We start from the raw sequence: 22,862 nt of genomic DNA, 5'->3' as shown, positions 1-22,862 counted from the left end.
TGGGCCACCCACCGACGTCGGACCACCGTGGTTCGATCGGTGGGCGCCGAGGTCACCGCGACGAGGAGGGCCGACATGATCGACCTACGCGCAGAGCCGGGACCGGGGGCCATCGCGCACCGCCCCGGCAGCGACCTCCCGTCCGTCCGCCGGCTGCGGCACCGCTCCGAGCTGCCCATGCTGGCGACCGCCGGGACCGCCTCCGTCGGCGCCGTCCTCCTCGTCCTGGCGGTCGCCGGACTGGAGGAGCCCGGCTGGCTGACGTCTGCCGTCGCGGCCGCGGCGATCGCCCCGCTGATCACGGCCCTGGTGATGATGCGCTTCCTGTACTGGTCGACGATCAGCAACGGCGTCGAGGTCACCCCCCGCCAGCTGCCGCAACTCCACACCATGTTCCGCGACCTCGGCGCGCAGCTCGGGATGACCCCCGAGGGCGAGGGCTTGGAGAGGCTGCCCCGGCTCTACGTCGTCAACGGCAACGGCACCATGAACGCCTACGCCACGAAGTGCCGCATCCGCCGCGGGTACGTCGTCATCTACAGCGACCTGCTCGACGTGGCCTACCTGAACGGGGACTTCGAGACCGTGCGGTTCATCCTCGGCCACGAGCTCGGGCACATCCACTGCGGTCACGTCAGCGTCTGGCGGGCGGCTCTGCGGCCGGTGTCGATGCTGCTGCAGCTGGGGCAGAGCGTCAGCCGCGCCCAGGAGTACACCGCCGACCGGGTCGGCTGCTACCTGGCGCCGGAAGGTGCCCTCGGCATGGTCTCGGTGCTGGCCGGCAAGCACGTGGGCACCCACGTCGACGTCGATGCGTACTTCGCCTCCGTGGACGACCACGAGGACGGGTTCTGGTTGAAGGCCGCGAACTTCCGGGCCGACCACGCCGTCGGCTTCCGGAGGATGACCGCCTTGCGGCAGGCCTCGCAGGAGGGGTGGGACGTCCACGGCCGGATGCTGTGACTCCTGCTGCGTCGAGCGGTGGTCGAGGAGCGTCGCCGGTCCTGCTCCCGGTCACGGGAGGACGGGCGAGGCCCGTCCTCGGCGTAGCTGGAACCGGCGTCCACTGACGTGCGACGGCTCGAGGGCGACCAGGTCGAAGCGGTACCCGTCCACCCACGGGGCACGGACCGTCTCGTCGAGCCGCTCGTGCTCGTCGTCCTCGAGCCGACGGATCCGACCGCGCACCTCGACCGACCAGGCGGCGTCCTGCCCGAACCAGTCGACCTCGAAGGCGACGGACTCGCCCAGGGCGGCGGCCAGCAGCTTGTTGCCGGCTGTTGTGCGGAAGAGCACGACCCCGTCGTGGACGGTGTGGTTGACCGGGACGACGTGGATCTCGTCGACCAGGCGGTAGGCCAGACGACCCACCTCCTCCTGGGCGACCAGCGCCCAGCACTCGTCCAGGGCGAGCTCGCTGCCGCGTGCCTCGTCGTCCATGCGCCTCTCCGTTCCCTCGCGGTCGTCCCGACCGTAGGACCACGGCGGGGCGTGAGCGAGGGTCCCCGGCCCGTCGGGGTCGGGTCGCTGGGCCCGGGTCAGGCCGGCTCGTCCGAGGAACCGTGACCGAGCGGTACGACCGGTGCGACCGGCACGACCCACCGCACGGTGGTGCCGCCGCCAGGCGGGCTGACGAAGGTGGCGTCGCCACCCCGGCAGCGCGCTCGGGCGCGCATGTTCGCCAGGCCCCCGAGCACGGACCCGGCGGGCAGCCCGCGGCCGTCGTCGGTCACGGTGAGGGTCACCTCCGTACCGACGCTCAGCTCGACCGAGACCGCGGCGGCCCCGGCGTGCCGGGTGACGTTGCTCAGCGCCTCGCTGAGGACGGCGAGGAGGTCGGGGACGGTGTCGGGGTCGACGAGGGTCCGGACCGGCCCCCGGAAGCGCAGCGTCGGGCGGAACTTCAGCGTCGCCGCCGCGCGCTCGACGATGCGGGTCATCTCGCCCTGCAGGTCACCGGCCACGTCGACGTGGGCCAGCCCGAAGATCGACCGGCGCAGGTCCGTGATCGTGGCGTCGAGGTCCTCGATGGCCGTGGCGAGGCTGCGGGAGACCTCGGCGTCCGCCCGACGTCGGGCGCCCTGGAGGTTCATCTCGACGGCGAAGATGCGCTGGATGACGAGGTCGTGGAGGTCGCGGGCGATGCGCTCGCGGTCCTCCAGGACGGCGACACGCTGCTGCGCGGCACGGGCGCGGGCAGCGTTGAGGTTCAGGGTCACGTGGTCGGCGAACCTGGTCAGCAGCGCGGGATCGAGGTCGTGGAACGAGGCCGCCCGGCCACCGCGCCAGCCGACGGCGATCACGCCCTCGGTCTGCCCCTCGTGACTCAGGGGCGCCCCCGCCACGGCCTGCAGACCCAGCGCCCGTTCCACCTGCGGAGGCACGAGCGACCACGGGTCCGACTCGATGTCCGCGACGGCGACCGCCGAGCCGGTGGACAGGGCACGGGCCGCGGTCGAGCCCATCAGGGAACGGGAGCGCAGGTCGTCCAGGTCGACCCCGTCTCCGCACGCCGCGCGCAGCACCAGCTCAGGAGGTGAGCCGCCGGAGGCGATCCAGGCCACGTCGGCCCCGGCGACGTCGCGGACCAGCTCGACGATCGCCTGGAGGCCGTCTGCTCCGGTGCCGTGCCCGGAGAGCACCGCCGCGACCTCGGCGTCGCCGGCGAGCCACCGCTCGCGGCGGGCGGCCTCGGCGTAGAGCCGGGCGTTCTCGACCACGACGCCGGCCGCGGCAGCCAGGGCCACCACCACCCCCTCGTCCTCCTCGGTGAACGCGAGCCCTCCGGCCTTCTCGGTGAGGTAGAGGTTGCCGAAGGAGCGGTCGTGGATGCGGATGGGGACACCGAGGAACGAGTGCATGGGAGGGTGACCGGCCGGGAACCCGAAGGAGCTCGCGTGCTCGGCGATGTCCTCCAGGCGCAGCGGTTCTCGACGTTCGGTGATCACGCCCAGGACGCCCTTGCCGCTGGGGAGGGGACCGATGCTCCGGGCGAGCGAGTCCTCCATGCCCTGGTGGATGAAGGTGTCGAGCCGACGACCCGAGCCGGGTTCGAGCACGCCGAGGGCGGCGTAGCGCGCTCCGGTCAGGGCCCGGGCGGCGGTGAGGATCCGGTGCAGGACACCGTCCAGCGTCAGGTCACCGGCCATCGTGACGACGGCGTCGAGGAGGGCGCGCAGACGGTCCTGCTCGTCCAGGACCCCGTGGACCCGACGGCCGACCTCGCGCAGGAGGCGTTCCAGCTCGAGGTCGCCAGGTGGCTCGTCCGGGTCGGGGCCGGGGTCGGGGTCGGGGTCGGGCATCATCCCGGGGCCGTCCGAGGTGGCCGACGTCCGATCATGCCCATGGCACAGCAGTGTCGTCCTCGGCGCGTGGTCGAGCAAGGCACCGGTGCCCGTGCAGGCGCCGTTCCGACGGGGTCAGGGGGCCGGGTCCTGCACCGTCGGGTGCTTCACGGCGAAGATGGCCGCCTGCGTCCGGGTGGTCACGCCGAGCTTGCCCAGCAGGCGGCTCACGTAGTTCTTCACGGTCTTCTCCGCCAGATGGGTCCTGACCGCGATCTGGCGGTTGGTCAGCCCCAGCCCGATGAGCTCCAGCAGGACGAGGTCCTGGGGGCTCAGCCCCCGAGGGCGGGGTCCCGTGGCGCGCCGACGCGGACACGTTCGAGGACCCGGTGCGTGACGGCGGGGTCCAGGAGGGACTGGCCGCGGCCGACGCGGCGTACGGCGTCGACCAGGTCCTCACCGCCCGTCTGCTTCAGCACGTACCCCTGCGCGCCCGCCATGATCGCCGAGAACAGCGACTCGTCGTCGTCGAAGGAGGTCAGGATGAGGGCGCGGATCGAGGGATCGAGCGAACGGACCTGCCGGCAGACCTCGATGCCCGAGCCGTCAGGCAGCCGCCCGTCGAGGACGGCGACGTCCGGGCGCAGCGCGGGGATCCGGCGGACGGCCTCCTTCGCCGAGCTCGACTCCCCGACCACCTCGAGGTCGGGCTCCGCCTCCAGCAGGATGCGCACGCCTCGACGGACGACCTCGTGGTCGTCGAGCAGGAACACCCGCAACGGCTGTGCCCCCACGCCCGTGGGGCGGGGGTTCCCGCTCGCGTTCATGACCCGACCGTAGCCCCGACCCACGGTCGGCCTGCAGCCTCCGGAGGTCCTCGCCCGCGAGGACCTTGGTCACCGTCCTCCCCGCCGGCCCAGGGCCTAGGTCCGTGCCCGGAGGGCACAGCGGCCGTCCCGCGCGGCACCTCGAGCGCGGCACGGTGGCCCCATGCCGACCACCGTGCCTCCCGGATCCATCGTCGTCGCCCTCGATCCCGACGACCACTCACGACGCGCGCTCGACTGGGCGTCGACGCAGGCGGAGGTGGAGAACAGGCCGGTGGACGTCGTCCACGCGCTCGACCTCTCCCGGTTGCCGTCGGCCGCCTGGCTCGGCGCGACGGGGGACGCACTCCCGCTGGCCGAACGCCTGCGCCTGGAGGCTCGCACCGCGGTGGGCGACGCGGTCGCGCAGGCCCACCTGGACCACCCCGCGGTCGAGCTGCGCAGCCACGTCCTCGAGGACGCCGCCCCGCGGGCGCTGACCGCGCTCTCGCAGTCGGCGCACCTGCTGGTCCTCGGCTCCCACGGCCGTGGTCCCGTGGTAAGCAGGATCCTCGGTTCGGTCAGTGCCGCGGTCAGCCGACGCACCCGGTGCCCCACCGTCGTGGTCCGCCCGCCGCACGACGACCCCGCCCCGACGGGCGGCGCCGGCGTCGTCGTCGGGGTGGACGGCAGCCCCGACTCCCGCCCCGTGGTGGAGTTCGCCTTCCACCAGGCCTCGCTCCGGGGGATGCCCCTCACCGTGGTGCACGCCGTCAGCGACGTCCTGGCCGCCTACGCAGGAGACGCGCTCCACCCACTGCCCGAGGACCCCGACCTGGCGCCCCTGCTCCTGGCCGAGTCGGTCGCCGGCATGGCCGAGAAGTACCCCGACGTCGTGGTCACCCGCCGCCTCGAGCGCGGCCTGCTCGACCAGGTGCTCGACCGCCGCCACGAACCGTGGGACCTCGTCGTCGTCGGACGCGCCCGCCACGGGGCCTGGCATCGGCTGGTCCTGGGGTCGACGACCACCGCGGTGCTCGAGCACGCCACCACACCGGTCGCCGTGGTGCCCGAAGCCAGTACCACCGGCCGCTAGGAGGTCGGGATGCACTCCGGCCAGGTGCACCGCCGTGAGGTCAGGGACCTGGGGGACCGTCTCGCCTCCGAGTACGGGGACCTGCTGACGCCCGACCAGGTCCTGGCGGTGGTGGCGCTCGCGCACCGGCGGACCGCGCAGCTGCATCGGCTGTCCCCCACCTGCCTGGCCTTGACCGAGAACGTCGCGCGCCGTCTGATCACGGACCGGGCGGGTTCGCTCGCGCGGACCAGGGACGTAGGAGGCGATCGACCGCCCCCGCCCCCGTCCCGGTCCACCCGCCCCTGACCGCGGACGCCGTCCGCAGCGCCGTCACGACCGGTCCTCTCCGGCATCGGGGTCGGGATCGTGGGCGGGGTCGGGCAGCGGCAGCCGCCGCGCGACCCGCTCCTGCAGGACGGCCAGCCGGAACGGTTTGCCCAGGAAGTCGACAGCACCCGCGTCCGTCACTGCCACGACGAGCGAGGGGTCGTGCTGCGCTGAGACCACCAGCACCGGCGGGCCGTCGGGACGGCCCAGCCTCGAGCTGTGCACGATGACCTCCAGCCCGGTCAGGCCAGGCATCTGCTGGTCGAGCACCACCACGTCGAAGTCACGGAGCTCGACGGCTCGCAGCGCCGCCTGGCCGTCGGCCACGGCCGTCACCCGGTGCCCCGCCCGGGACAGGACCAGCGCCATCAGGAACAGGATGTCGGGATCGTCGTCGGCGACGAGGATGCTGGCCACGGTCCGGCGCTCAACCGGCGCGAGCCGCGTGGTCGGCGGTGGCGCCGGGCGTTCCGGTCGAGGGCATCACTCCACGGTGGCCCGACGACGGCGCTCCGGCACGGGCCCCGCGTCCTCTGGGCCACGGCCCCAGGTCCCGTGACGCCCGGGCCATCAGGCCCAGACGCACCCGGGGGGTCGCAGGACGGGGCGAACGTCCCCGCCGTCGGGGAACGAGGACCGTGCTGGGCCGTCGCGGCGCAGGCCGAGCCTGGTGGCATGCCTACCACCCCTGCCGCCGGTTCCATCGTCATCGCCCACGACAGCAGCCCCCACTCGGCGGCCGCGCTCTCCTGGGGGCTCGAGCAGGCCTCCGTGGAGGACCGCCCGGTCGACGTGGTGCACCTGCTCAGCGTCACCGAGGCCCAGCAGGCCGCGTGGTTGGGCGCCTCGGGCGCCGGTCTCCAGGCGTTGGACGACCTCCGCGACCAGGCCGTCGCCCACCTCGAGGGCCTGGCCGTCCTGGCACGGGCGCAGTACCCGTCGCTCCGGATCCGGACCCACGTCGTCGAGCGCGAGGCCCGGCACGGGCTCATCGACCTGTCCGCGTCGGCGCACCTGATGGTGCTCGGCTCTCACGGCCGGGGGCCGCTGACCAGCCCGCTGCTGGGCTCGGTCAGCGCGGCCGTGACCCGACGCGCCGAGTGCCCGGTCGTGGTCGTGCGGCCGCCGCGGCCGGCCTCCGACACGGCGGCTCCCGCCGGGTCCGGGGTGCTGGTGGGCGTCGACGGGACCGCGGAGTCCGTGCCGGTCCTCGAGTTCGCCTTCGCCCAGGCCGCCCTGCGCGGACACCACCTCACGGCGGTGCACTGCGTCAGGGACCTCATCGCCGCCTACGTCGGCGATGCCGGGTTCCCCACCGAGGAGGAGATGCTCCGGGCTCGCGCCGTGCTCGCCGAGAGCGTGGCCGGCCTGGCCGAGAAGTACCCGGACGTCGCCGTCTCGCGCCGCCTGAACCGGGGCCTGCTCGACCAGCTGGTCACCGACGCCGACAAGGCGTGGGACCTCGTCGTGGTCGGCGGCCGCCGTCACGGTGCCCTGCACCGCCTCCTCGTCGGCTCCACCACGATCGCCGTGCTGGAACGGGCGCACTGCCCGGTGGCCGTCGTCCCGGAGGGCCGCACCCCGACCGGGTGACGGCCCGGGCGACGGCCCGGGCGACGGACCGGACAACGCCCCGGGCCGAGCCCTGAGAGGCGGTCCGGCGTCGGGCCGGAGTCCTACTCGTTGGTGCGGGCGTCGTCCGGCGCCGCGGGCAGCTCGACGACGAAGTCGGCCCCGCCGCGGGCGGAGCGTGCGTACTCGACCTGCCCGTCGTTCGCGGCCAGGAGATCGAGCACGATGTGCAGCCCGAGGCCGCTCCCCCGTCGACGCCCGGCGCGAGCAGCCGGCGAGCGGCTGAAGCGCTCGAACAGGTGCGGGACGAAGTCCGGTTCCACGCCCGGGCCGTCGTCGCTGACCGAGACCCGGACCCGTCCCCGGTGCGCGGTGGAGGACACGACGACGGCGCCGTCGCCGTACTTCGCGGCGTTCGTCAGCAGGTTCGTCAGGACCTGGCCGAGATGGACGGGGTCCACCCACACCGCGAGATCGTCCAGCCCGTCGGTGTCGACCGAGGTCGACCCGAGCTCGGTGGCCCGGACGGCGTCCTCGACGGCGCCCCGGAGGGTCACCGACGTCGGCCGGGCCACCATGCGTCCGTCACTGATCGCGGTGGCGGTGAGCGCGTTCTCGGTCAGGACCATCATGGCGTCGGCGCTCGCGGAGATCCGGGCCGCGTACTCGCGGACCTTCTGCGGGTCCGAGGCCGTCGGGCCCTCGAGGAGCTCGGCGAAGCCACGCATCACGGTCGCGGGCGTGCGCAGGTCGTGGGCGACCATCGCGGTCAGGTCCTGCAACGCCTGGTACTGGCGCTTGGTCGCGGTGATGTCGACGAGCTGGGAGATGAAGTACAGCGGAGCACCGTCGTCGGAGCGGACCAGCGCCACCGAGAGCAGGACCCAGACGACCTGGCCGGACGCCGTGAGGTAGCGCTTCTCGATCTGGTACGACCTGATCTCGCCGTCGACCAGTCGTCCCAGGTGGGCGAGGTCGAGGTCCAGGTCGTCGGGGTGGGTGATGTCCTGGAACGTCATCTGCAGCAGATGGTCCTCGGTGTACCCGGTCAGCTCGCAGAGCGCCGCGTTCACCTGTCGCCACGTCCCGTCCAGCTCGACGATGGCCTTGCCGATCGGGGCGTGCTCGAAGGTGAGCCGGTTCTGCAGCTCGGACTCCCTCAGGGCTTCCTCGGCGGCACGGGCCCCGGTCACGTCCTGGGTGTAGCCGAAACCCGCGACGACCGTCCCGGCGGCGTCGGTGACCGGCGCAAGGCGTTGGGTGTAGGTGCGCCCTCGGTACGGGACGTCCTCGGTGGTCGACGTCCCCTCCAGGGCGGCCCGGTAGAGGGGCTCGATGACGGCGACGGTCTCGGCGGGGAACACCTCGAAGATCGTCCTGCCCTCCAGCATGCTGCGCGAGAGCCCGATGTCCTCGAGCCCACGCCCACCGGCCGACAGGAAGCGCAGGTCCTGGTCGAAGGTGAAGAGGGCGCCCTCCGGGAAGGAGCGCATCAGGGGGTGGCCCCCGACGCCCTGCAGGGCCGCGACCACGTCGGGCCACTCCGGCCCGCTCGACGACGGATCGTCGCTCGTCACGATGCGCACGTCCATGCCCCCTCGCCGTCCTGCCCGGTGGTGCCATCTAACTCCGAGACGAAAGGGACGACCCCACCTCGACGGGTCCCTGACCTGGTACGTCGGGCCACGCGCCGAGCAGCGGGCGCCGCTGTGGGAGCCCCAGCAGCTCCAGCGCCTCCTGCAGCACCTGCTCGGGCGGCCCGTCGGTGTCGACCCGGTAGCTCCCCGGCCAGCGGGTGAACCGCCCGTCGCGGGTGCCAGCTGCCCGCGGGGTCACCGCGCACCGCACGGACACGAGGTCGGACGACGTCTCCGCCGCGAGCTCGGAGGCGAGGAGCCGCTCGGCCGGGTCCGACCAGGACGCGTCCAGCACGACCGACCGGCCGTGCCGCAGCAGCACCCCCGCCCGTCGCAGCAGCTCGGCGTAGGTACGTCGGACCGCGGCCGGCGAGTACTGCCCGGCCGCCGAGGCACCTGCCGGGTCGAGCTCGCGGCGGACCTCGTCGGAGCGCAGCACCACGAGACCGGTCCTGTCGCCGATCCCGCGGGCCAGGGTGGACTTCCCCGTGGCCGGTGGCCCGCCCACCAGCACGAGTCGCACGGCGCCGCGCCGGAGGTGGTCCAGCGCGAGCGCCGCCAGGGTCGCCACGGCACCGGCGTCCGCCGCACCCGCGAGGGTCGAGGCCCCCGCCCGCCTGAACGCCCGGTGCGCGACGTAGTGGTGCACCAGCGCCGGCGGAGCCGGGTCACCGGTGAGCCCGACGTAGTGCTCGACCAGGACCGCGGCGAGGTCGGCGCGACCGAGGCGGTCCAGGTCCATCGCGAGCGAGCAGAGGTCGTCGAGCTGGTCGGCGTGGCGCGACGTCGCGTCGAGGTCGAGGCACCCCAGGAGACGGGGACCGTCGTCGAGGCAGAACACCCCGTCGGCCGACAGGTCACCGTGCCCGTCGACGACCCGGTTCTGCTCGATGCGCCCCTCGAAGAGCTCGTCGCGCCCGGCGAGGAACCGCAGGGCGAGGCGTGCGACCTCCTCGACCACGGCGCCGTCCACGACGACGTGCGCCGGAGCCGAGAGCGCCCGGTCGAGGTCCTCCGACCACCTGGCGACCAGCGCGTCGCGCGACCCCGCCGCCCAGATCGACGGGTGCCGACGGGCACCACCGTGGAACACCGCGACCGCCCGGGCCACGTCACGCACGTGCTGCTCCGTCGCGTCCTGCCGCCCCGCCCCCGTGCCGACGAGACGGGCCAGCCGACGGGCGGCCGGCATCCGTCGCATCACGACCGCCGGTTCCGGTCCGCGCACGGGATCCTCCAGTGACCCGAGCCCCAGGTAGACGTCCGGAGCGGCACGCCGCTTCAGGCGGAGCTCACGCCGGCAGGCCTCGAGCCGGCTCGAGCGCGACGTGAGGTCGAGGAGCCCGTCGTCCACCGGTCGCTTGACCTTGAACGCCCGGTCCCCCACCAGGAACACGGCCCCGGAACCCGTCCGCCGGACCTCCGCCCAGGGCTCGTCGCCGGACAGGTCGACAGAGGGCCCGGACCCCGCTGTCGGATCCTCCGTCCACCCGGCCGCGGCACCCGGGGACGTCGGTTCGCGCGACGTCGTGTCGGGCAGTGTCGTGGTCATCCGGGCCTCCGTCCCCGCGGCGGCCCTGTGGCCCCGCGCACCTCACCTTCCGGGGCTGCACCGCGGGTCGGGAAGGGACCCCGGTCCACCGCGGAACTGCCCTTCGGCCCACGCCCCGGCCCACGCACCGGCCCACGCCCCGGCCCGCGCCCCGGGCCGCGGCGCGCTCACGGCAGCAGGACGTCCCCCACCGGCCGGCGGGGCGTCGGCAGCACCCGGTCGCGACCGAGGGCCTGCCACCCGACGCGGACGACGAGATGCGGCCAGAAGGCGCCGGTGAGCACCTCGTCCCTGATCGCCGCCCGGGTCTGGGCCACCTCGATGGGTTGGCTGAGGGGGACGACCGACAGATCGGCCCGCCACGCGTCGAGCCACAGCGAGCTCAGGGCCTCCCCCGTCCGCAACCAGCCCGAGGCGTCGTACGCCGCCCCGCCCAGCACGACCGCACCGTCCGCCCGGCGCAGGTCCTCGCCCCGTCCGGCGGTGTCGTGTGCGCAGAGCCCCCCGGGACGCCCCTCCCCCGTGGTCCGTGGACCCGAGGTCCCCGTCTCCCGGGCGCGCTCGACCAGCAGCCAGAGCCGGAACCGCTCGGACTGCGCCTCCACCACCTGGGCCCGTGCCCCACGATCCCTGGCCAGCCCCGCCAGGTGCTCGAGGCGGTGCGGCGGGACCGGCCAGGAGGTGAACCGTCGCCGGTCGGTGCGGCGGCTCCGGAGGAGGGCGAGGCCGGCCCGGTCCGCCGCTCCCTCGCCCCGGCCGGTCAGGTGGACCACACCGAGCAACGAGGAGCGGGGGCCCTCCGGCAGCCGCTCGAGCTCGGTGGTCCAGCGCAGGGCCTGGGCCGCCCGCTCCGCGTGGTGCAGCGCCGCGCCGCAGCTGATCACCTGGTCACGCCCGTCCGCGTCATCCAGCGGCAGGAGCCGACCGGCGTCACGATGGAGCTCGAGGGCATCCCCCCGGATGCGCCAGGCCCAGGGCTGGCTGTTGTGGATGCTCGGCGCGGCGCAGGCCAGCGCCACGATCCTGGTCAGGTCCTCCCGCGGATCACCCGTCACCTCGTGCCCCGTCCCGTCCACCCGTCCGTCCACCCGCCCCAGCCCCGTTGCCCCCACGATCGGCCGCGGTGGGTCGTCCGACCAAGGCGCGCCGGTCCCCGGCCCCGGGGACGTTGGACCCCTTCACCGGGTCGGCACCGGGGCCGGGCGCCGCCACCGGGACCGAGGTCCCCATGTCCGGGGACCGTCAACCCTGGGGACGGACCGACCGGAGGAGCAGCCTGGGACGACACGACCCCAGGAGAGAGTCATGTCCTACGCACCCGACGGCCGGCCGCTGGCCCTCGTCGTGGTCGAGTCGATGCGCGGCAACACCGAAGCCGTGGCGCACGTGGTCGCCCAGGCCCTCGAGCGGGTCAGCTACGGCGTCACGCTCCACGAGGTCGGCGACCCGACCATGCCCACGGGCCGGCTCGACACCGACCTCGTGGTCGTCGGGGCTCCGACGCACGCGTTCTCGCTGACCCGGCCGTCGGCCCGCGCCGACGCCGCCCGGCACGGGGCGTCGGCGGCCGCGGTCCGCACCGGGCTGCGCGAGTGGCTTTCCGAGGTGACCCCCGCGCACGGGCGTCGGGTCCCGCTGCTGGCCTTCGACACCCGGGTGCAGCGGGCCCGCCGGCTGCGAGGGGCCGCCGGCCCCCGCGCCTGCGTGCTGGCGCGCCACCGTGGCTTCGCGGTCCACCGGCGTCCGGGGTCGTTCATGGTGGCCGACAACGTGGGCCCACTGCTCGGGGGCGAGCTGGCCCGCGCGGAGATCTGGGTCACCACGGCGGTCGCGGACCTCGCGCCGCGACCCGGACGCCAGCACGAACCGGTGGCTGCTGCACGGTGACCGCGGAACTGGCAGCGGCGCGCCGGCGGTCGGCCCACGCGACCGTGACCAGGTGCGGCACGGTGAGGCCGGCCAGGAGGGCCAGGTACTCGGAGGCGAAGCCCCGCCAGCCGTCCGCGGCGACGACGAGGGCGCCGACGAGGAGCAGCGAGGCGAGCGTCGGCAGCGCCGCCGAGACGGCGAAGCGGCGCAGCGCCGCACCGAGGCGTCCGTCGGCAAGGAGCCTCGCGTTGCCCGGGTCGTCCACCAGGGTCCGCGCGAGGTGCCGTACGGAGTGCCACGCCCCGAAGTAGACGCCGAACGCGGCCAGGGGGTGCACGAGCACGGCGAGCAGGACGAGCAGGCCCAGGTCCACAGCCTCGGCCCGGCGACCCCTCGACAGGTCGGTCGCGAGCACGCCCGCCACCACGAGGAGGCCGACCACAGCGGCGACCGCCACGGCGGTCCCGGACCCGGGAGGCAGCTCGACCGGCGCGTCGACCACCACCCGGAGGAGCGGCAGCACACCGTCCGGGTGCAGCAGCACCGGGAGGGCCAGGACCGCCACGACGTGGCCCACGGCCCGCAACCGCCGCCCGGCGAGCGCGCGGCCGGCCCGGAGGTCGGCGAACCCTGTCTCGCCGGACGCGAAGTGCCACGCCGACACCGCGAGGAACAGCGCCACCGCGGCCACCGGCCAGGTGCGGAACGCGAGGTAGGAGGCGGCGGCCGTCGCTGCGTAGACGCTCACCACGAGAAGCATCCACGGCGCTCGTGCACCCAGCCACCAGCGCGGGACGAGGTGGTCCACCGCGCCGTGCGGGAGACCGGCCACCAGCCCGGCGATCAGGACGACCCACGGCGGGACGAGCCACGACCCGACGACGGCCACAGCCACGGCGGCCCGCGAGAAGGACGACGCCGCACCGGCCGGGAGGGAGCAGGAGGGGAGCACGGGCGGGACCGGGACGGCGACCCCGTGGTCCGGCAGGCCGGTGAGCCCCTCTCGACCCGACGCGACGCGTACCCGACCCGCCCGTGCAGCTGTCATGTGGTGATCACGCCACCCGCTGCAGGTCGTGCCCGTCACCGTAGACCTGCGGGTCCTCCTCGCGGCTCTGGGTGCGTGCCAGGCGGTAGATGAGGATGCCGAAGAGGGCCTTGGCGACGATGTCGGCGATCGAGTAACCGGTCTGACGGAGCACGAAGCCACCGGCGCCGCTGAAGAAGTCGCCACCGATCAACGGGAACGCGTAGGCGATCGGGTAGACACCCCACGACGCCAGCAGGATCCAGCGCAGGTTGGAGATCTGGGCGCGTACCTGGGGGCTCTTGCCTTCCAGGGCCTTGGTGAGCCCGACGAACAGCACGTAGAGCAGGTAGAGGAACGGCAGGGTCGACAAGACGCCCCAGATGACGCGGGGGCCGGTCTCCAAGGTGAGCTCGCCCGGGTAGCCGAGCACGATCATCAGGGCGGCGGCAGGCACCAGCCTGACCAGGAGGCGCTGTGACGCGGCACGACTGAGGGCGAGCACCGCGACCGTCTCGACCAGCAGCAGCGGAACCGTGAGGAACCAGTCGACGTAGCGGTAGCCCTCGTTGAACTCGACGTTGGACAGCACGTGCGCCGCGTCGATGGTCGCGCCGGCCGGATAGCTCTCCTGGAAGTTCGCGAAGATCCGGAAGTAGTGGTAGGCCGCGATCCCGCACACGATCGCTGACACGACGATCGCGTTGCGATAGCGCGGAGCCACCTGGCGCTGCGACAGGAGCAGGTAGAGCGCCGTGAACAGCAGGCTGGCGATGGCGAGCGAGAGCACGTTGTAGACCGTGGAGTACTGGCCTGACGACAATGACGAAATCGCACCCGATTGCGAAGTTGCATAAGACAACATCATGAGGGTCCTTCTGATGAGCGCTGGCTTCAGCAGCCGAGCGGTCGGCATCTGCCCCTGATTCGGGGCGGTCTCCACGAATGGGAGGCAAAGGTGAACATACGCCCCACCCAGGACTTGCACAAGTTGCACAAGTTTGCCGAACGGCCTCAGATCCCGGGCCGAACGGCCCTACGCCGAGCCGGCCAGCAGGTCCAGTGCCTCCTCGAGCCCCGCCGCACGACGCAACGCACCCGGCAGCTCGCTCGGCCACCCCGCCCCGCCGACCACCACGAGCGTGGGCGGGCGGGTCCTCGGCAGCTGCGCGGCCAGCTCGTCGGGATCGACTCCCCCACTCACCGCGCAGTTGACGAACACCGCCGCGGGCCTGATCCGACGCACTGCCGCAGCCAGTGCCGCCACGGGCACCTGCGCCCCGATGATGCGCGCGGGCACGCGTCGCTCCATCAGGCCCACCGCGAGCACGTGCAGGGTCAGGGTGTGCTGGTCGCGCACCGCCGAGGACAGCAGGACCGGGCGCCGCTCGTCGGCGACCGGGAGCTCGGCGCGACGTCGCCGCAGCGCACCGAGTGCCGCCTCGGACAGCACGTGCTCCACCTCGATGGCCTCGCCAGACTCGGCCCAGCGCTTGCCGACAGCCACCAGGACCGGGCGCATCATCTCGTCCCAGGTGCGAAGAACACCGCCGCTGCGCAGTCCCTCGAGGATGAGGTTCTCTACGCCGTCGAGGTCGAGCTGGCCCGCAGCCCTGGCCAGCCCCCGGGCGCTCGCGCTCGCACCCGGGACGGCGATGACCCGTCCTCCGGGACCGGCGCCGCGACGCGCCCGCGTCGCCGGTTCCGGCGCGGTGTCGGCCCTCAGTGCGGCCGCAGCAGCAGCCGCCGGCGGGAGGCCGCTCTGGATGTCGCGCTGCACCTGGTCGAGCCGCTCGATGTCGGCGTCGGAGTAGCGGCGGTGACCTCCGGGTGTCCTCAGGGAGGGGGTCACGCCGTAACGGCGTTCCCAGCTGCGCAACGTGCTGGTCGTGACGCCCAGGCGCGCTGCGGCCATGCCGACCGAGACGCCCGCGTCGGCTCCGTCCTGGGACGACGAGGTCACGGACATGCGCGAACAGTAGTCGCCGGCCGCCCACACCCCAGGTACACCGTCACCGATCCGCCGGTGGGTGCTGGGCGCTCGGGCCCGAAGGCGCGAGGGGCAAGGGCCGAGCTGCCAGCGCGCACCCCGGACGACGACGCCCCCGGACGAGGATCGTCGCCCGGGGGCGTGCCGGTGGGTCAACCGGCGGCCACGGCGATCTCGTTGGGGTCGACATCCAGCTCGGCGCTGGCGGTGACCTCACCGGTGGTCAGGTCGACGGCGTGGACGGCCTGCGCGGCGGGGTCGGTCACGTAGGCCACATCACCCTCGACCCGCATCGAGGGGTGCGGGTCCTGCCACTCAGCCGGCCCCTCCCACGCCTCGACGACCGGGAGGGCGTCGGTGAGCTCGCGGGTCTGCGGGTCGAGCACGTGGATCGCGCCGTCGGTGGCGATGACGTAGGCGAGGTCGCCCGGGCCGCGGGCCACGCCGCGGTAGGTGTACTCGGCACCCTCGGGCAGCGCGACGACGTCGAGCTCGCCGGCCGCGGTGTCGACGACGGCCAGCTCCTCGAGCAGGTAGCCCTCAGCGTCCTGGTCGGTGTTGTAGTCACCGACCACGAGCGGGCTGGTCTCGCTGACGTAGGCGTTGCCCATCCGGGCGTACCCCCGGTCGGGGGCGTCGACCTTCTGGAACCCGCCGTCGACGAAGAGCAGCGCGCCGTCCTCGCAGCCGAAGACCACGGCCTCGTCGACCGCGGTGCCCTCGCCGTGGATGCCAGGGCACTCGTCGTTCTCGGCGACGACCTCACCGGAGGCATCCCTGGCCACCGCACCCGTCCGCGTCTCGGCGTCGCCGACCGTGGTCAGGAAGGTGCCGTCCCCGAGGACGATCGAGACGCCGTGGTGGGCCTCGGTGCCCTCGACGGTCTCGGTCTCCGGCACCTCCCCCGCGGCCAGGTCGGCGGTCTCCATGATCGTCGTGTCGCTGGTGCCGTCGGCGTAGAGCACCGTCTTGTCGGCGTGGGTCACCACGTGGCCGGGCAGCTCGGCCTCGAAGACCGTGTCGGTGAGCTCGGCGGCGCCGCCCTCGGTGCCGGCGCCGGTGTCCAGCAGCTGGAAGCCGTCGGCCACCGTCACCATCACGTGGCGGCCGTCACCGGCGCTGTTCAGGCGGGTGAACTCCTCGGAGTCCAGGTCCGCGACGACCTCCATGGTCTCGCCGTCGAGCACCAGCACGCCGCCCTCGTAGGAGACGGCGACCCGCGAGCCGGCAGGGTCGGCGGCGGCGGTCGCACCGGCGCTCTCCGCTCCTTCGGCGGTCTCGTCGCTCGCGGGGGTCGTGCCGCCGGAGCAGGCAGCCAGGGTCAGCACCGCCGCGGTGGACAGCGCGGCGAGGCCGCCGCGGCGCAGCCCGGGTCGCTGCTGGGCTCGGGTCAGGGGTGTGCGCATCGTGGTACGTCCTTCTCTCTCGTGGTCTGGCAGGTGGGTGGTGCGGGACCGAGTCACCCGAGTCCCTCGGCGATGCGCGCGGTGTTGACGCGCATCATGGTCAGGTAGTCCTCCGCGCCGCCGCCGGGCTCGGTCAGCGACTCCGTGTAGAGCCCGACGACGTCGACCTCGACGCCGGCCTCGTCGGCCAGCGCGCGCACGAGGTCGTCGGGCGAGGAGGACTCGGCGAAGATCGCGCCGACGCCCGTCTCCTCGACGGCCTCGACCAGGTCGGCGAGGTCGGAGGCACTGGGAGCGGCCAGGGTGGTGCCGCCGGGGACCACCGCCCCGACGACGTCGAAGTCGTAGCGCTCGGCGAGGTAGCCGAAGACGTGGTGGTTGGTGACCAGCGCCCGCTGCTCGTCCGGGATGCCGGCGAACGCCTCGCTCATCTCGGCGTCGAGTGCGCGCACCTCCGCGAGGTACGCCTCGGCCTGCGCGCGCACGGGGCCCGGGTCGATGCCGTCGACCTCGACCAGCGCGTCCTCGAGGCCCTCGACCACGTCGACCATCCGGCCCGGGTCGGTCCAGAAGTGCGGGTCGGGCGTGCCGGCCGCGTCGCCCTCGGCGTAGTCGAGCACCGCGACTGCGTCGCCGGCCACGAACCCCGGCACGCCGTCGGCCGCGGCAGCGTCGAGGTGCTGCTGCAGGCCCTCCTCGAGCCCGAGCCCGTTGGAGACGACCAGGTCCGCGGACCTCACCCGAGCCGCCTCCTGGGCGGAGATCTCGAAGGAGTGTGGGTCGGCGTTGGGCCGCATCAGGGTCAGCACCTGCACCTCGTCACCGGCCACCTCCTCGACGACGTCGCCCAAGATGTTGGTCGAGACCACCACGAGGGGCCGGTCGTCGGCGGGGGCGCCGCAGGCGCTGAGACCGGTCGTGAGGAGCAGCCCGGCCAGCAGGACGCCTGCCCGGCTCACCGGCCGGTCCCGGCGGTGAGGAGGGGCTCGGTCGTGGTGTCGAGGGTGCGCGCGACCCGGGCGTCGTCGGCGAAGTCGATCTCGACCAGGCGCCTCTCCGCCGGAAGGCTCAGGTAGGCCCGCTGCTGGTCGACGACCAGGGTCTGCTCACCGGTACCGGTCCGCAGGGACTCGGCGGCCAGCGGGGCGGTGGTGGCCAGCAGCTCCCCGGTCTCCCCGTCCAGGACGGCCACGCGGCCGTCGGTCGTCAGGCCGAGGACGTGCTGGTCGTCGTCGTCGACCGCCGTGACCTGGGTGAGGGGGACGGGCGAGTCGAGCAGGCGCCAGGACTCCTGGCGGGTGTCCAGCAGCCAGACCTGGTCCCGCCCGGCGAGCGCGGCCACGGTGGGGCGGCCGTCGCGCCCGGCGAAGTCGGTGGCCGGGGGCGCGGTCGTGCCGCGGGGGTAGCCGATCCGCTCCACGCGCAGCATCCCGTCGACGCTGGTCGCCAGCAGGGCCCCGTCGGTGCAGCCGACGACCGTCCCCACGCGCGTCGTGATGGTGCCGGCGGCGTCCCGGCAGGTCCAGGTCTGCCCCGGCAGCGGGTCACCGTCGCCGTCGAGCGCGACGACGCGCTCCGCCTCGCCCGTACGCCCCGGCTGGGTGACCAGGGCGTGCTCTCCGACGGGGACGAGCATCCCGGCGTGGGGCTGGGCCTCGACGCGAAAGAGCTCGACGAGCGTGCCGTCGGCCAGGGCCGCAGTGTCGAGCAGGACGGCCTCGCCGGAGCTGTCGAAGAACACGCCGGTGGCACCGCTGGTCGAGGAGGCCGTGGTCGCGACGGTCGCAGGTCCGCCGCCCTCGACGAGGCCCAGGTCGCGAGGCTCGGTGCGGTAGTAGTGGAAATGGTCGAGGTGGTCCCAGGTCCACACGCCGCTGTCCACCACCTCGACGCCGTCGCCGGACCCGACGAAGACGTAGCGACCGTCGGTGTGCACGCCTGCGACGTCGCCGAGCGGACCGACGGCGGCCAGCTCGGTGACGCTCTCGTCGAGCAGGTCCAGGTGGCGCACGACACCGGAGGCGTCGACCGTGGTCAGACCGACGGGCGGCTCATCGAGCTCGACCGCGTCGGCGATCTCGCCGTGGCCCTCCGCGGTCGAGGACGCCGGGTCGCCCTTGTCGGCGGCGGGGTTGTCGACGTCGGCGCCGCACGCGACGACGAGCGGGGCGATCAGGACGAGGGCGGCCAGGGCGAGGGAGCGGTGGGACACGGGTCCTCCGAGTCAGATGGGGCGGGAGAAGGGGCGGGGGTGCGGACGGCGGCGTGCAGGGCGCGGGTGGCGGCGCGCAGCGCCCAGGACAGAGCGACGAGCCCGATCGCGGTCATCGCGATCGAGGAGCCGGCGGCGGTGGCGCCGAACCACGACACGAGCAACCCGCCCAGCACGGCCACCACGCCGAGCACGGCGGCCAGCGCCATGGTGGTCGGGATCCGGCGGGTCCACTGCGAGGCCGCGACGGCAGGGGCGACCAGCAGACCGACGACCAGCAGCGAGCCGACGGCCTGGTAGGACACCACGACAGCGAGGGTCACCAGACCGACCAGCAGGGCCTGGGCCAGCGCCGGCCGTAGCCCGAGCACGGCGGCCACGCGGGCGTCGAGGGCCAGCGCCACCAGCGGGCGGTGGGCGAGCACGGCCAGGGTCAGGCCGGCCGCCGTGGCGGCCGCCAGAAACACCAGGTCCTGGCCGGAGATGGCCAGGATGTCGCCGAAGAGGATCGCGGTCGCGTCGGTGGCGAAGCTGCCGGAGTGCGAGATGACGATGACCCCGAACGCGAGCATGCCCACGAACAGCAGGCCGATGCTGGTGTCGTACGACAGCCGCCCACGCCGCTGCAGCACGCCCAGCGCGATGCTCATCACCGCCGCACTCGCCGCGGCACCGAGCAGCACCGGCAGGCCCGCGATGGTGGCGAACGCGACGCCGGGGAGCATCCCGTGCGCCAGGGCCTCCCCGAGGAAGGCCATCCCGCGCACGACGACCCAGGTGCCGACGACGCCGCACAGCACGGCCACCAGCGCGCCACCCACGGCGGCGCGCTGGACGAACTCGAGGGCGAAGGGCTCGGTCAACCAGGTCACGGACCGGGACGTTAGATGACTTGAGACCGATTATCAAAATCAGTTTGGGCGTCCTAGGGTCGGCCCGTGACCACTTCACCCGCCCACGTAGAGCCCCGCCACGGGCCCCCCGGACCCGACGGGGCGTACGCGGCCCGGCTCGTGGACGTCCGCGTCCACCTCGGTGGCCACGACGTGCTGCGCCAGGTCGACCTGACGCTCGACCGCGCCTGTCTCACTGCGCTGACCGGGCCGAACGGCGCCGGGAAGTCGACCCTGATCGAGGTCCTCGCCGGCGTCCGCCCGCCGACGGCCGGACGGACGGAGGTCCGGGCACGTTCAGTGGCCTTCGTCCCGCAGCGGGCTGCGGTGCCCGACCGCTTGCCGGTGACCGTGCACGACGTCGTGACCATGGGCGCCTGGGGCGAGACCGGGCCGTGGCGCCGGATCGGTCGGGAGGGTCGGTCCCGCGTCGAGGAGGCGATGGAGGTGCTCGACCTCGGCCCCCTCTCGCGCCGGTCCTTCGCGACCCTGTCGGGCGGTGAGCGGCAACGCGCGCTGCTCGCCCAGGGTCTGGCGCGCGGCGCCGACCTGCTGCTCGTCGACGAACCCACCACGGGGCTCGACACCCGCAACGCGGCACACATCTGCGAGGCCGTCGCCCGTGAGGTGGCCCGCGGCGTGTGCGTGGTCTGCGTCAGCCACGACCCCGACGTGATCGCCCGCGCCGACCGGGTCGTCCGCCTCGAGGAGGGCCGGGTCGTCGCCGACCACGGAGGACCTCACCTCGAGTGTGGGCCGCGGTCAGACCTGCGGTGAGCTGGGTACGTGGCGGCGCGAGGTCCGGTGGCGCGCCTCGGCGCACGAGAAAGCGAGCCGTCCAGGCAACTTCTCGTGCGTCCCAGGCGTCTCAGACGCATGAGGACCAGCGCCCTGCCGTCGCTCGCACTCGCAGCACTGCTGGTCGGCTGCGGCGCCGAAGCACCCGGTCCGCGCGACCCGGCTGCGGGGACTGCCGGGACCGAGCAGCACGGCGGCTCCTCCCGCGCACCTGCTCCAGCACCACCACGGGCCTCGTCGCCGACCGACGCGTTCCTGCGGTACGCCACCGGAACGGGCCCCGGGACGGGCGTGCCGTGGGCACGCACGGTGGCGTTCTCGATCGAGGGCACGCTCGTGAGCCGACTCGACCCGGCGGCGGCGTCCACGCGTACGGCCTGGGGCGGCTGTGTCGCGGACGCTGCGACCACGGAGGGGCGCGGCTGTCCGGTCGACGCCCTGCTGGCCATCGCCGACCGCGATCGAGAGACCTCCCCGGTGGTCGTCGAGACCTCCCCACCCGGCCCGCTCCTGGGCTGTGTCCGCTACGAGCCCCCGCGCACCGAGCCGGACGAGACCGTGCAGTGGCTGCGTCCCCCGCAGGACCTGCGCGACTGCTTCTCCGACATGGCGGTCGCAGTCACCGTCTCGGCCACCGGCAGGATCGTGGCGGTGGACCTCGCGCTCAGCGGCCCCTGAACGGCGACGACAGGCCCCCTCGACCCACCCGCGTCAGGCTGGGTGGCCCACGGTGGGCATCCGGACGACACCGGTCGACGTGACCCCGTAGCCGCGGGCTCTCCGGAAGAGCTGGAGCCCGACCAGGCCGGCCAGCACCCAGGTCACGACCTGCAGCGGGAGGGCCACCTGGGTGGACCAGGAAGCCCCGTAGTCGGTGCTGAGGAAGGTCGTGACGTCGAACAACCCGTGCATCACCATGGCCAGCACGATGGCGCCGCCGGCGACCCGGAAGTAGTACAGGGCGATGCCGGACAGGCCCGCGAGGAGGACCTGGACGACCCCCACGGGACCGGTCCCCAGGAACACGTTCGGCAGGTGGAACAGACCGAACGCCGTCGCGGTCCACAACGCTGCGGCCCCCTCCGACAGGTGACCGTTGCGCATGCAGCGCAGGAAGATGCCACGGAACAGCAGCTCCTCGGAGAGCCCGACCAGGACCCCCAGGCAGAGCACGGCGACGAGCAGGCTCGTGTCGATGTCGGCGTAGGCGATGCCCGACGCCCGGACGACGACGAGGACGGTGAAGGCCCCGAGCAGGACGAAGGCCAGGCGGGGTACGGGCAGCCGCTCCGGATCACGCCACAGGATGTCCCACCGCGCCCAGGCGACGAACGCCACCAGCAGCACCGACCCGATCGCCAGGGAGAGCACGGGGCCGCGCCAGGCGTTGTACGCGCTGTCGAAGAACTCGTCGTAGGCGATGCCCGACTGCTGCTGGATCGTCGACAGGACGACGGTGTAGACGACGGCGACCGTGACTCCGACCGCGACGGTGGGCCGCACGCGGGAGCCTCGTGGGGTCCCGGTCCTGCGGTGGGGGGTGATGGTCATCGCGCACTCTCCTCGAGGTGCTGGTCAGGCTCGGACAGCAGGATGACCGTCCGAGGTGTCCTCGAGCCGGCCGCCGCCTCGACGCAGGACGACGAGCACCCCGACGAGGGCCAGGGCGAAGGCGAGCCACTGGGTGAGGCTCAGGACGACGAAGACGGACCTGGCATCGGCGGCGGCCTCGGAGAACGCGAACGTCGTGAAGTCGATCCAGGCGTGGAGCAGCATGCAGACGACCAGGGTCCCGGACACCCGGCGGGTGACGTAGAGGACGGAGCCGGCCACGAACGCGACGGCGATCTGCTGGGCCGTCGAGCCGGGTGACTGCCCGAAGAACAGGTTGAGGGCATGGACCAGCCCGAACAGCAGGCAGCTGAAGAACCAGGCCAGCGGTTCTCCGAACCCGCCCCGGAGCCCGACGAGACCCGTGCCGCGGGTCAGCATCTCCTCGCCGAAGCCCACCAGCAGGGTGCCGACGCCCAGCCAGAGCAGGTAGGAGGCGGCCCGGTCGGCCGGCCCCACGCCGCCGAGCAGCGAGCCCAGGCCGGGCAGGAACATCAGCACCGGGACCACCCACAGCCACCGGGGTGCTCGCCGGTCCTCGTGGATCGCCGGCCCCCACCACCCGAGACGACTGGTCACCGCGGCCGTGAACGCCGAGGCGAGCGCCACGGGCAGGACGATGCCCCGCACGACGTTCGACGTCGAGTCCCCCACCGTGTCGTAGTCGACGCCGACGACCGCCCAGGTGGCTGCCACGATCGCCATGTAGCCGACCGCGAGACCGACGGTGAAGAGAGGGCGGGGTTCGACGCGCATGGGGTCTCCCTGGGTGGTGCGCGAGTGTCGGGTTCGACATCAGA

At 73.8% G+C, this 22,862-nt stretch carries 23 protein-coding genes; 6 read left to right on the top strand and 17 right to left on the bottom strand.

Annotated elements, in window-relative coordinates:
• The first annotated feature begins 75 nt into the window (after window positions 1–75).
• Window positions 76–963 (top strand): M48 family metallopeptidase, encoded by an 888-nt coding sequence (locus tag ENKNEFLB_RS10745; RefSeq protein WP_214059177.1) that lies wholly within the window; start codon window positions 76–78, stop codon window positions 961–963.
• Between the two features lie 51 nt (window positions 964–1,014).
• Here ENKNEFLB_RS10745 and ENKNEFLB_RS10740 read toward each other — a convergent pair whose 3' ends face one another.
• The 4 genes from ENKNEFLB_RS10740 to ENKNEFLB_RS10730 all read right to left on the bottom strand — a co-directional run bounded on the left by ENKNEFLB_RS10740 (window position 1,015) and on the right by ENKNEFLB_RS10730 (window position 4,111).
• On the bottom strand, window positions 1,015–1,440 hold the full coding sequence (locus ENKNEFLB_RS10740; protein WP_214059176.1) for a pyridoxamine 5'-phosphate oxidase family protein: 426 nt from the start codon (window positions 1,438–1,440) through the stop codon (window positions 1,015–1,017).
• A gap of 98 nt (window positions 1,441–1,538) precedes the next feature.
• Window positions 1,539–3,305 carry a sensor histidine kinase gene (locus ENKNEFLB_RS10735; protein WP_214059175.1) on the bottom strand — a complete coding sequence of 589 codons (1,767 nt, stop codon included), beginning with the start codon at window positions 3,303–3,305 and terminating at the stop codon, window positions 1,539–1,541.
• A gap of 114 nt (window positions 3,306–3,419) precedes the next feature.
• On the bottom strand, window positions 3,420–3,560 hold the full coding sequence (locus tag ENKNEFLB_RS23025) for a response regulator transcription factor (protein ID WP_338040968.1): 141 nt from the start codon (window positions 3,558–3,560) through the stop codon (window positions 3,420–3,422).
• Window positions 3,561–3,616: 56 nt separating this feature from the next.
• Complete coding sequence (locus ENKNEFLB_RS10730; protein WP_338040962.1) at window positions 3,617–4,111, bottom strand: response regulator; 495 nt, start codon at window positions 4,109–4,111, stop codon at window positions 3,617–3,619.
• A gap of 163 nt (window positions 4,112–4,274) precedes the next feature.
• On the opposite strand from ENKNEFLB_RS10730, the gene ENKNEFLB_RS10725 reads away from it, so the two are divergent.
• Window positions 4,275–5,186 (top strand): universal stress protein, encoded by a 912-nt coding sequence (locus ENKNEFLB_RS10725; RefSeq protein ID WP_214059174.1) that lies wholly within the window; start codon window positions 4,275–4,277, stop codon window positions 5,184–5,186.
• A 312-nt stretch (window positions 5,187–5,498) separates the two neighbouring features.
• Here ENKNEFLB_RS10725 and ENKNEFLB_RS10720 read toward each other — a convergent pair whose 3' ends face one another.
• Window positions 5,499–5,912 carry a response regulator gene (locus ENKNEFLB_RS10720; protein ID WP_214059173.1) on the bottom strand — a complete coding sequence of 138 codons (414 nt, stop codon included), beginning with the start codon at window positions 5,910–5,912 and terminating at the stop codon, window positions 5,499–5,501.
• A 258-nt stretch (window positions 5,913–6,170) separates the two neighbouring features.
• Here ENKNEFLB_RS10720 and ENKNEFLB_RS10715 point away from each other — a divergent pair, with 258 nt between their 5' ends.
• Window positions 6,171–7,088: a universal stress protein gene (locus ENKNEFLB_RS10715; protein WP_214059172.1), complete on the top strand. Its 918-nt coding sequence runs from the start codon at window positions 6,171–6,173 to the stop codon at window positions 7,086–7,088.
• 83 nt (window positions 7,089–7,171) lie between these two features.
• On the opposite strand, the gene ENKNEFLB_RS10710 is transcribed toward ENKNEFLB_RS10715, so the two are convergent.
• From ENKNEFLB_RS10710 to ENKNEFLB_RS10700, 3 genes are all read right to left on the bottom strand, one after another.
• Window positions 7,172–8,659: a sensor histidine kinase gene (locus ENKNEFLB_RS10710; RefSeq protein WP_214059171.1), complete on the bottom strand. Its 1,488-nt coding sequence runs from the start codon at window positions 8,657–8,659 to the stop codon at window positions 7,172–7,174.
• Window positions 8,660–8,690: 31 nt separating this feature from the next.
• A complete protein-coding gene (locus tag ENKNEFLB_RS10705) occupies window positions 8,691–10,256 on the bottom strand; it encodes an AAA family ATPase (RefSeq protein ID WP_214059170.1) in 1,566 nt (521 codons plus the stop codon).
• A gap of 167 nt (window positions 10,257–10,423) precedes the next feature.
• Window positions 10,424–11,311, bottom strand: coding sequence for a nitroreductase family protein (locus ENKNEFLB_RS10700; protein ID WP_214059169.1), 888 nt, complete (start codon window positions 11,309–11,311; stop codon window positions 10,424–10,426).
• 250 nt (window positions 11,312–11,561) lie between these two features.
• Here ENKNEFLB_RS10700 and ENKNEFLB_RS10695 point away from each other — a divergent pair, with 250 nt between their 5' ends.
• A complete protein-coding gene (locus tag ENKNEFLB_RS10695; protein ID WP_214059168.1) occupies window positions 11,562–12,143 on the top strand; it encodes a flavodoxin family protein in 582 nt (193 codons plus the stop codon).
• On the opposite strand, the gene ENKNEFLB_RS10690 is transcribed toward ENKNEFLB_RS10695, so the two are convergent.
• The 7 genes from ENKNEFLB_RS10690 to aztB all read right to left on the bottom strand — a co-directional run bounded on the left by ENKNEFLB_RS10690 (window position 12,073) and on the right by aztB (window position 19,632).
• The gene (locus ENKNEFLB_RS10690; protein ID WP_214059167.1) at window positions 12,073–13,077 is read right to left on the bottom strand and encodes a Brp/Blh family beta-carotene 15,15'-dioxygenase; all 1,005 of its coding nucleotides are present in this window, start codon (window positions 13,075–13,077) and stop codon (window positions 12,073–12,075) included. The two genes, ENKNEFLB_RS10695 and ENKNEFLB_RS10690, sit on opposite strands and share 71 nt — an antisense overlap.
• 103 nt (window positions 13,078–13,180) lie before the next feature.
• Window positions 13,181–14,095 (bottom strand): bacteriorhodopsin-like, encoded by a 915-nt coding sequence (locus ENKNEFLB_RS10685; protein ID WP_214059166.1) that lies wholly within the window; start codon window positions 14,093–14,095, stop codon window positions 13,181–13,183.
• Window positions 14,096–14,188: 93 nt separating this feature from the next.
• Window positions 14,189–15,121, bottom strand: coding sequence for a MerR family transcriptional regulator (locus tag ENKNEFLB_RS10680; RefSeq protein WP_214059165.1), 933 nt, complete (start codon window positions 15,119–15,121; stop codon window positions 14,189–14,191).
• A 173-nt stretch (window positions 15,122–15,294) separates the two neighbouring features.
• Window positions 15,295–16,548: a zinc metallochaperone AztD gene (aztD, locus tag ENKNEFLB_RS10675; RefSeq protein ID WP_214059164.1), complete on the bottom strand. Its 1,254-nt coding sequence runs from the start codon at window positions 16,546–16,548 to the stop codon at window positions 15,295–15,297.
• Between the two features lie 53 nt (window positions 16,549–16,601).
• Window positions 16,602–17,507 (bottom strand): zinc ABC transporter substrate-binding protein AztC, encoded by a 906-nt coding sequence (aztC, locus tag ENKNEFLB_RS10670; protein WP_214059163.1) that lies wholly within the window; start codon window positions 17,505–17,507, stop codon window positions 16,602–16,604.
• A complete protein-coding gene (locus tag ENKNEFLB_RS10665) occupies window positions 17,504–18,760 on the bottom strand; it encodes an ABC transporter (RefSeq protein ID WP_214059162.1) in 1,257 nt (418 codons plus the stop codon). The genes aztC and ENKNEFLB_RS10665 overlap by 4 nt, the downstream gene beginning before the upstream one ends.
• Window positions 18,721–19,632, bottom strand: a complete 912-nt coding sequence (gene aztB, locus ENKNEFLB_RS10660; RefSeq protein ID WP_214059161.1) for a zinc ABC transporter permease AztB — start codon at window positions 19,630–19,632, stop codon at window positions 18,721–18,723. The genes ENKNEFLB_RS10665 and aztB overlap by 40 nt, the downstream gene beginning before the upstream one ends.
• 66 nt (window positions 19,633–19,698) lie before the next feature.
• On the opposite strand from aztB, the gene aztA reads away from it, so the two are divergent.
• Entirely contained in the window at window positions 19,699–20,430 is a 732-nt protein-coding gene (aztA, locus tag ENKNEFLB_RS10655; RefSeq protein ID WP_214059160.1) for a zinc ABC transporter ATP-binding protein AztA, read from the top strand.
• 99 nt (window positions 20,431–20,529) lie between these two features.
• Window positions 20,530–21,129 (top strand): hypothetical protein, encoded by a 600-nt coding sequence (locus tag ENKNEFLB_RS10650; protein WP_214059159.1) that lies wholly within the window; start codon window positions 20,530–20,532, stop codon window positions 21,127–21,129.
• A gap of 33 nt (window positions 21,130–21,162) precedes the next feature.
• Here the strand turns inward: ENKNEFLB_RS10650 and ENKNEFLB_RS10645 are convergent, their stop codons facing one another.
• Together ENKNEFLB_RS10645 and ENKNEFLB_RS10640 are read right to left on the bottom strand one after the other, a co-directional pair.
• Window positions 21,163–22,002, bottom strand: coding sequence for a CPBP family intramembrane glutamic endopeptidase (locus ENKNEFLB_RS10645; protein WP_214059158.1), 840 nt, complete (start codon window positions 22,000–22,002; stop codon window positions 21,163–21,165).
• 24 nt (window positions 22,003–22,026) lie between these two features.
• Window positions 22,027–22,818, bottom strand: a complete 792-nt coding sequence (locus ENKNEFLB_RS10640) for a CPBP family intramembrane glutamic endopeptidase (protein WP_214059157.1) — start codon at window positions 22,816–22,818, stop codon at window positions 22,027–22,029.
• Between the last annotated feature and the right edge of the window lie 44 nt (window positions 22,819–22,862).

The sequence above is a fragment of the Nocardioides aquaticus genome (assembly GCF_018459925.1).
GTDB classification, from domain to species: domain Bacteria; phylum Actinomycetota; class Actinomycetes; order Propionibacteriales; family Nocardioidaceae; genus Nocardioides; species Nocardioides aquaticus.
This window is presented reverse-complemented; position numbering and strand designations above follow the sequence as displayed.

Excerpts from the sequence above, each read along its gene's own strand:
- ENKNEFLB_RS10740 (WP_214059176.1), bottom strand. The coding sequence starts at position 1,440 with ATGGACGACGAGGCACGCGGCAGCGAGCTCGCCCTGGACGAGTGCTGG.
- ENKNEFLB_RS10645 (WP_214059158.1), bottom strand. The coding sequence starts at position 22,002 with ATGACCATCACCCCCCACCGCAGGACCGGGACCCCACGAGGCTCCCGC.
- ENKNEFLB_RS10745 (WP_214059177.1), top strand. The coding sequence starts at position 76 with ATGATCGACCTACGCGCAGAGCCGGGACCGGGGGCCATCGCGCACCGC.
- ENKNEFLB_RS10725 (WP_214059174.1), top strand. The coding sequence starts at position 4,275 with ATGCCGACCACCGTGCCTCCCGGATCCATCGTCGTCGCCCTCGATCCC.
- ENKNEFLB_RS10680 (WP_214059165.1), bottom strand. The coding sequence starts at position 15,121 with ATGTCCGTGACCTCGTCGTCCCAGGACGGAGCCGACGCGGGCGTCTCG.
- ENKNEFLB_RS10705 (WP_214059170.1), bottom strand. The coding sequence starts at position 10,256 with ATGACCACGACACTGCCCGACACGACGTCGCGCGAACCGACGTCCCCG.
- ENKNEFLB_RS10650 (WP_214059159.1), top strand. The coding sequence starts at position 20,530 with ATGAGGACCAGCGCCCTGCCGTCGCTCGCACTCGCAGCACTGCTGGTC.
- ENKNEFLB_RS10715 (WP_214059172.1), top strand. The coding sequence starts at position 6,171 with ATGCCTACCACCCCTGCCGCCGGTTCCATCGTCATCGCCCACGACAGC.
- ENKNEFLB_RS10735 (WP_214059175.1), bottom strand. The coding sequence starts at position 3,305 with ATGATGCCCGACCCCGACCCCGACCCCGGCCCCGACCCGGACGAGCCA.
- ENKNEFLB_RS10710 (WP_214059171.1), bottom strand. The coding sequence starts at position 8,659 with ATGGACGTGCGCATCGTGACGAGCGACGATCCGTCGTCGAGCGGGCCG.
- aztD (WP_214059164.1), bottom strand. The coding sequence starts at position 16,548 with ATGCGCACACCCCTGACCCGAGCCCAGCAGCGACCCGGGCTGCGCCGC.
- ENKNEFLB_RS10640 (WP_214059157.1), bottom strand. The coding sequence starts at position 22,818 with ATGCGCGTCGAACCCCGCCCTCTCTTCACCGTCGGTCTCGCGGTCGGC.
- ENKNEFLB_RS10730 (WP_338040962.1), bottom strand. The coding sequence starts at position 4,111 with ATGAACGCGAGCGGGAACCCCCGCCCCACGGGCGTGGGGGCACAGCCG.
- ENKNEFLB_RS10695 (WP_214059168.1), top strand. The coding sequence starts at position 11,562 with ATGTCCTACGCACCCGACGGCCGGCCGCTGGCCCTCGTCGTGGTCGAG.